This is a genomic window from Pseudoalteromonas sp. SWYJZ98, assembly GCF_015864495.1.
GTDB lineage: Bacteria > Pseudomonadota > Gammaproteobacteria > Enterobacterales > Alteromonadaceae > Pseudoalteromonas > Pseudoalteromonas distincta.
On sequence record NZ_JADYXA010000020.1, the window covers coordinates 61,320 to 69,423 of the forward strand.

The 8,104-nt window shown below is 39.8% G+C and carries 5 protein-coding genes; 2 read left to right on the plus strand and 3 right to left on the minus strand.

The features are described 5' to 3' along the window. Positions 1-37 precede the first annotated feature (37 nt). Positions 38-2,212: a S9 family peptidase gene (locus I6F10_RS12615; protein WP_197098932.1), complete on the minus strand. Its 2,175-nt coding sequence runs from the start codon at positions 2,210-2,212 to the stop codon at positions 38-40. A 189-nt stretch (positions 2,213-2,401) separates the two neighbouring features. On the opposite strand from I6F10_RS12615, the gene I6F10_RS12620 reads away from it, so the two are divergent. Together I6F10_RS12620 and I6F10_RS12625 are read left to right on the plus strand one after the other, a co-directional pair. Then, positions 2,402-2,872 (plus strand): DUF2721 domain-containing protein, encoded by a 471-nt coding sequence (locus I6F10_RS12620; RefSeq protein WP_024605414.1) that lies wholly within the window; start codon positions 2,402-2,404, stop codon positions 2,870-2,872. Positions 2,873-2,964: 92 nt separating this feature from the next. Beyond that, the gene (locus I6F10_RS12625) at positions 2,965-3,417 is read left to right on the plus strand and encodes a c-type cytochrome (protein WP_024595584.1); all 453 of its coding nucleotides are present in this window, start codon (positions 2,965-2,967) and stop codon (positions 3,415-3,417) included. A 90-nt stretch (positions 3,418-3,507) separates the two neighbouring features. Here the strand turns inward: I6F10_RS12625 and I6F10_RS12630 are convergent, their stop codons facing one another. Both I6F10_RS12630 and I6F10_RS12635 read right to left on the minus strand, forming a co-directional pair. Next, the gene (locus I6F10_RS12630) at positions 3,508-6,642 is read right to left on the minus strand and encodes an efflux RND transporter permease subunit (RefSeq protein ID WP_197098933.1); all 3,135 of its coding nucleotides are present in this window, start codon (positions 6,640-6,642) and stop codon (positions 3,508-3,510) included. A 12-nt stretch (positions 6,643-6,654) separates the two neighbouring features. After that, a complete protein-coding gene (locus I6F10_RS12635) occupies positions 6,655-7,830 on the minus strand; it encodes an efflux RND transporter periplasmic adaptor subunit (RefSeq protein WP_165743243.1) in 1,176 nt (391 codons plus the stop codon). Between the last annotated feature and the right edge of the window lie 274 nt (positions 7,831-8,104).

Consider the following 8,104-nt stretch of genomic DNA (forward strand, 5'->3'; position numbering starts at 1 on the left):
CCTTATTGAGTTAAATCTATTTAAATATAAATATTAACTACTTTTTAATACCCGCTAAATCAAGCATAAATGCATAGTTTAGCGCGGTATCTTCTAAGCGCTTAAAGCGACCCGATGCACCACCGTGCCCTGCTTCCATATCTATTTTAAACAGTAACTTATTGTCATCAGTTTTATAGTCACGCAACTTAGCAACCCATTTTGCAGGCTCAAAGTATTGAACTTGCGAATCGTGCAAGCCAGTCGTCACTAACATATTAGGATATGCTTGCTTAGATACTTGGTCGTATGGCGAGTAAGATAGCATGTAATCGTAATACGCTTTTTCGTTCGGATTACCCCACTCACCGTATTCATTTGTTGTAAGCGGAATGCTCGCATCTAGCATAGTGGTTACTACATCTACAAACGGGACCGCAGCAACCATGCCTTTATAAAGCTCCGGTGCTTGGTTTGCTACCGCGCCCATTAATAAGCCACCAGCACTGCCACCTAACGCAAATATTTCATCTTTTGCGCCATACTTTTGAGAAACCAATGCTTTGGTTACGTCAACAAAGTCATTAAACGTATTCTTTTTAGTGAGTAGCTTGCCGTCTTCGTACCAAGGACGACCTAGCATTTGCGAGCCACGTACATGGGCAATTGCAAATACAAAGCCACGGTCAAGTAAACTCAAACGCGTGCTTGAAAAAGTAGGGTCCATGGTTGCGCCATAAGAGCCGTAACCGTATTGCAGTAGCGGGTTAGTACCATCTTTTTTAAACGAGTCTTTACGGTAAACTAAGCTTACCGGTACTTTTATGCCATCACGTGCTGTTACAAAAATACGCTCTGAGGCGTAATTATCAGCATCAAAATCACCTAATACAGCTTGCTGTTTAAGTAGTTTTTTATCGCCAGTCGCTAAATCTACATCGTACGATGAACCTGGAGTGGTCATGCTTGTGTAGTAAACTCGTAACGTGCTGCTATCTATATCGTTATTACCATAAGTACCAATTGTATAAGCGCTATCGTTAAAGCTCAGTGGTAACTCTTTACCTGTTTTTAAATGACGAGCAATCAACTTTGATTGGCCCATTTCACGCTCTTGGTAAACTAAGTAGTCATTAAATAAATCAATGCCTTCGAGCTTAATATCATCGCGCGCTGGGATCACACTTTGCCAATTTGCTTTGTCACCAGCTTTATCAATATCCACTTTCATCAGCTGAAAATTTACAGCATCTAAGTTAGTTACAATGTAGTAAGTATTTCCTAGCTTCGAAATTTCATATTCAAGCCCTGCTTCGCGTTCAATTAAGCGTTTAGGCATTGCCTTAGTATCATCAGCACTTAATACAGATACGCCTGATGCAGCCGTGCTACTGTGCCAAATATAAATCTCTGACTCATCTTTGCTTTTACTCATACCCATGTAGTAACTGGTATCAGTTTCTTCGTAAATTAGCTCATCATCCGCTTGTGGTGTACCTAACGTATGACGGTAAACTTGGTAACCTAGCAAGGTTTGTAAATCTTTTTTAATGTAATAAAGCGTTTTATTATCGTTTGCCCACACAATGCCACCGTTGGTGCCCTCTAGTGTATCTTCGAGTAGTCTACCGGTTGTTAAATCTTTTATTTTTATACTATAAATACGACGGCTAACAGTATCTTCGCCATAAGCCATTAAATTGCCATTCGGGCTTACATTTAAGCCACTTACTGCATAATAATCATGGCCTTTCGCAAGCTCATTTACATCTAAAATAACTTGCTGATCCGTACCTGTAAAATCGCTGCTGCGTAAGTAAGTAGTGTACTCGTTATCGCCACGTGTTTGCGTTGAGTAAAAATAATCACCGTTTTTAACTGGGACTGAATCATCGTCTTTTTGGATACGTCCTTTTAGCTCTTCAAACAATTCACTTTGCAGCGTTTTAGTATGTGCAAGCATGGCATCAGTGTATGTATTTTCAGCTTCTAAATAGTTAATCACCTCTGGCGCTTTACGTTCGTCATCACGTAACCAATAGTAATTATCTACCCGTGTGTCACCATGAATAGTCATCTCATAAGGCACTTTTTTAGCAACTGGGGCTACAGCTTGGGCTACTTGAACCGTTTTAACTTGTGTATTATTTTTTTTGGTTTCTTCAGGGGCTTGATTACAGCCACTTAAAATAGCGAGCGATAGTGCAGCAAGAGCGAATGGAGTACGTTTCATCAGTCAAATCCTTGTTGTTTTTTATTTTTTATTAAGTAATTAAATATACCTAAAAATAACCTGTGTTGTGATTTACTTTGTGAAGCTATGTAAAGTAAATCAACGTAATTCCTCTTTTCTTAATAAGCCTACATCAGGTACTCTGTAGATATATAGGTCATTTTTAAGCTCAACTGATTAAGGGTAGTAATGAATAGCGAAGTAATAAATATTTTAACTATGGCAAAAGTAATTCAAACGGCCGTTGCTCCCGTATTTTTAATCACAGGTATAGCAGCAACTTTAGGTGTTTTATCTAATCGCTTAGCGCGAATTACCGACAGAGCGCGCTTATTGGAGCGAAGATTAAAAGTAAATACAGATGATGATTTTAATAAGTCGCTAGCAACAGAACTCCGCGCTTTATTAAAAAGATCTCGATGTATACATATTGCTTTTAGTTTAAGTGTATTAAGTGCCTTACTTGTATGTGCTGTGGTCATGTTTTTATTCTTGTCGCACATTCAATCAATTAACTTAAGCGTGACTATTGCTTGTTGTTTTGTTGCCGCAATGGCATTACTTATATGTGCATTTATTTCACTACTTGGAGAAGTATTTTTGGCTACCAGAAGTATGCGCCGAGGAATGATATTTGCTGATATAGGTCTTAATGACTAAGTTTTAATTAAATCTATCGCATTCACTTGAATAAATACGATGTTAGATACAAGATATCAAATTAAGAATTACAATTTTCAACAGGGGCAAACATGAAATTAAAAAAAGTATTAGCAACAATAGCACTGGCAACGTGTGCATTTAGCGTATCGGCAAATTCTGCATTTAAAGAGCCAAGTGACGCGATTGAATACCGCCAAGCTGCGTTCTCAATGATTTCAGTGCAAATTGGTGACATGGGCGCAATGCTAAAAGGTAAAGTACCTTTTGACGCAGAGCAATTTAAAAAGCGTGCTAACAACGCAGCTGCACTTTCAAAAATGCCATGGGAAGCGTTTTACGAAGGAACAGATAAAGGCGACACAGCTGCACTTGCTGCTGTTTGGTCTGAAAACGATACTTTTATGAAAAAAGCAACTGCATTCCAACAATACGCAGATGAGCTAGCAGTAGCGGCTCAATCAGGCGATAAGGCCGTAATTGGTAAAGCTTTTGGCGCATGGGCTAAAGGCTGTAAAGATTGCCATAAGCAATTTAAAGATTAATTTTACTGCAGCATCTAAGCTGCATTAAAAAGATAATAAAAAAGCCCTGGATGGTTAACCGTTCAGGGCTTTTTTTAACTTTATTGTCTATTAACTATTTATTGATACTTTCGTAGCTCGCCCTTTAAATGGGCGCTTAAATAACGTGCCAATATCACCTAAAATCATATATAAACACGGTACCAATATAAGCGTTATTAACGTTGCAAACATAACAGCAAAGCCAAGCGCTACTGCCATTGGTATTACAAACTTAGCCTGCAGGCTTGTTTCAAACATAATAGGTAGTACACCGGCAAAAGTTGTTATCGACGTTAATAGTATTGCTCTAAAGCGAGCACACCCTGCTTCTATTACTGCATTTTTAACGCTAACACCTTCGCGGCGCACTTGGTTTACGTAATCGGTCATTACAAGTGAGTCGTTTATAACAACACCAGCAGCAGCAATTAAGCCAAAGCCCGACATTAAGCTCATATCTAAATCAAACCAGTAATGACCCCAAATAGCCCCGGTTAAGCTAAACGGAATAACCGACATTACAATAAGCGGTTGTGAATAGCTTTTAAGCGGCACAGCTAGCAGTATGTATACTAAAATCATTCCGCCAATAAAAAACATTATTTGCTCGTTGGCTTGAGCTTGCTGCTCTTCTATTGCGCCACCAAGTTCTGATTTAACACTTGGAAATTCTTCAACTAGCTGTGGAAGTAAGTTTTCTTTTACCTGCTTAACTACTTCACCAGGTTCAATTTGCTCTTCATCAATATTGCCATAAACATACACGGTACGATAACCACCTTCACGACGAATATAACTAATGCCAGGTGTTTCGGTCAGCTCTACAACATCACCAAGTAATACTTCTCGCCCCTGTGGGGTGGTCACTACAGTATGTTTAAGCGATGAAAATGCTTCACGAGTTAGTTTAGGGTAGCGTACCATTACACGTACTTCTTCACCGTTTCGGATCACGCGCTGCGCTTCACCACCATAAAAGCTGGCACCTACTTGATTAGCAATACTTGCTAAATCTAAGCCCAGGTCGTAAGCGACCGGCTTTAAGCTCATTTGCACTTCTTTGCTCGCGGGGTCAATTGTTGAGCTTATATCAAACAGTCCTTTTTGCTGTTGCAGTAATTGAATAAAACGACGACCGGCTTCATTTAAAGTCTCTATGTCAGAACCAAACAGTAAGTAACCAAACTCGCCGCCGCCATTGCCACCACCGCCGCCGCCAACATCGTCTTGAATAGTTAACGACTTAATACCGGCAATAGTTGGCATAGCTTCACGCCAACGACGTGAAAGTTCAAATGCATTATACGGGCGTGAATCTTCGTCAACTAAAGGGGCAAGTAATTGAGACTCAGTTCTGCCTTGGTTAAATACCAACACATCACGAATAATTTTTTGACCAAATTCACGCTCAGTTTCTTCATCGACTCTAAGTACCATGGCTTCTATTTCACGAATAGCCGCAATAGTTTGTAAGTCAGAAACGTTATCGTTCATTTCAACTTGTATTTGCGGAAAGTCGTGCGGCACTTTAGGAGTAGGTACTGTACGTACTTTATTAGACGTAATAAGTGCAATGCTTATTATAAACATAGCAATAAAAGCGAATAACACTGTCCAGCGCCAATCTACACATTTCGCAATAAAACGTTTATATGGACCATTTACAAAACCAAAAAAGCGAGTGTTAAAGCTATCGCGCCAGCCACCTTTTTTAATCGGTGAAAAGTGTGTATGTGCAATATGAGCCGGTAATATAAGCTTTGACTCTACAAGGCTAAATACTAAACACAGCATAACTACAACAGCTATACCATAAAAAAAGGCACTTTCTGGACCGCTTGAAAGCGTAAACGGCGCAAACACAGCAATTGTTGTTAGTACACCAAACGTTGCGGGAGTTGCTACGCGGTTTGCACCACGTACAACGTTTTCAACACCACCACCGCTTTTTTCTACCTCGGTATAGGCGGCTTCACCTATTACTATGGCGTCATCCACCACTATGCCAAGCACCATAATAAACGCGAATAACGAAATAATATTAATGCTGATGCCAAATAGCGGCATCATCATCATGGCCCCTAAAAAACAAACGGGTAAGCCAATCATTACCCATAATGCAAGTTTAAAGCGCAAGAATAAAGACAGCATAATGGCCACTAAAATTGCACCTTGAAACAAGTTAGCCTTCATCATATCAAGGCGTGCGTTTAGGTAATATGTCATGTCCATTAATGGCTCTAACCTAATACCTGGCGGTAGCTGCTTATTTTTTTGATCAATAAATGTCTTAACCGAATCGGCCACAGGAATTATATTCTGCTCTTGTGTTGCTTTAACCGACATATAAACGGCATTTTCACCGTTAAATTTAAAGTAACGCTCACCTTCGGTAAATTGATCTTTAATAACGGCAATATCTTGCAGTAAAACTTTAGCGCCATACTCACCAATTTTTACCGGGATGTGTCTAAACTCTTCACCCGAGTAAAATTGGTTCTCTACTCGAACAGAAATAACACCCGCATCGGTTTTTAATTGCCCTGCCGAAAAGTTAGCTGAGTAACGACGCACCGCATTCATAACATCACTAAGGGTAAGGTTATATTGGCGAAGCGTATCGGGGTCTATCTCAATTGCAATTTCGTCAAGCGGTACATCGTTTTCAACGAGTGAAACATTAGATAGCTGTAGTAACTCATCTTCTATTTGGTTAGCAATAGGCTTAAGCTCTGTAAGCGGTAAATCGCCAACAAGTGTCATACCTATTACATCTTGCCTAAATTCAACTTGGCTTATGGTGACCGGTTCCATACCTGCCGGAAAAGTCGCAATACCATCAACACGTAACTTTACTTTATCAAGCACATCGGTAAGTTCAGCATCAGTGTTTATTTCAAGGCTTGCAGTGCCGCCATTTCTAAAAGCGCGGTACACACCTTTTTTAATTTCGGTTATATCTTTAAGTGACTCTTCAATTTTTATAAGAATACTTTCTTCTATTTCTTGAGGAGAGGCACCTGGGTAGTTAGCTTCAACGTTAATATAGTTAACTTCTATATTTGGAAACATTTGACGCTGAATGGTGAAGTAACTTATAGCCCCCATAACAATGATAAAAAACATCATTAAGTTTGCAGCAACCGAGTTATTAGCAAAGTAGGCAATGAGTCCTGTTTGTTTTTTTTGTATTGATTCGCTCATGTCTAATACACCTTACAGCTGTTGCGTGTTTGAGGTGCTCAACTCTGAGCTTTCAGGTGTAGCTACACCGGCAATTTTAACCTGCATCCCTTTTTGTGGGTATTCAGGCAAAGTAGTAACGAGTTGGTCGTCAGCATTTAAACCACTGCTGATATAAAAGTATTCACCTTCTTCACGAATAACCGTTACTTTACGTGGCTCAAGCTCTTGGCTTTTGTTTACGACCCATACGGTTTGGTTATTCACTAAAGCTTGCGGTAAGCGGTAAATATTATTAAGCGTAGCCCCTGCAAAATTAACTTGTACGTAGCTACCAAATTTAATAGATGGTTGTTTTGTTTTTAAACCATAAGGGTCTTCAATTCGCACAACTAAACTGCTCATGCGCGTAGCGCTATCTACAATTCCTAAGTCGCGGTCTATTACCCCTTCGCGCGTAAAGCTATTTAGCCCTTTTTGAATCACTGTAGCGGTAATGCCTTTAATACGCTCTGGTAAAAACACGCTATCGAACCCTGCGATAGGAATAATCACTTCAGCGGTCTCAATATTATTGAGTTCAGCAACTTGTGAGCCCATAGTGACAAATTGTCCAACACCTATATTTCGGCTAATCACCAATGCGTCGTAAGGGGCTGTAACATCACAATTATCCAAATCACGTTGCGCGCGCTTTAATGCTGCTTGCGCCGACTTTACAGATGCCTGCGCACTTAACACTTGAGGTTTACGTAAAAATAAATCTGTGCGCGCTTTACTTGGAAAGCGCTTGGCTTCGTCTTCGGCTACTTGAGCTTGAGCTTGTTCTTCTATTAAACCCGCGCGCGCGCGAGCAAGCTCAGCCTCTGCAACAAGTACTGCTGCTTCATAATTATCTTTTTCGATAGTGAATAACGTTTCACCGCGAGCAACTATGCCACCAGCTACAAAATTAGGATGCCAACTTAACACTTCACCCGACACCTGCGCCGAGAGCAGTGTATTTTCAAGAGGCTTTACTTCACCGTAGCTATTAATAATAACTTGATGATCGTTTGCAGCCACTGGCTCAACTTGCACTGTTGGACGAGTATCAATTACTTCTTTTTTTTCTGGCTCTTGTGCAATGGCATTTATTCCCATAAAGCCAACAACACCAACAATGAGCGCTACAAATGGAAAAACCCATCTAAGTGAATTTGTTTGCATATTCTATTATCCCCAAAACTCTATTAACATCATAATACCAGAGCCTTATGAAACATTAAGGTGACATTTGTAAGCAACTGTTACAAATGCGTGTATTAATAGATAAAATAAAGACGGTAATTCAAAAACGACTAGTGGGATTATAAAAAACAACGTAACTATTCACCAAGACAAATTATTTTCTAAGGATCTTTTTTAGCTATTGACTGATCCTGCCAGTATGCCAAGCTAGAGCTATTACCCTATCGCTCTAGCTTTAATGAATTTAAACAGC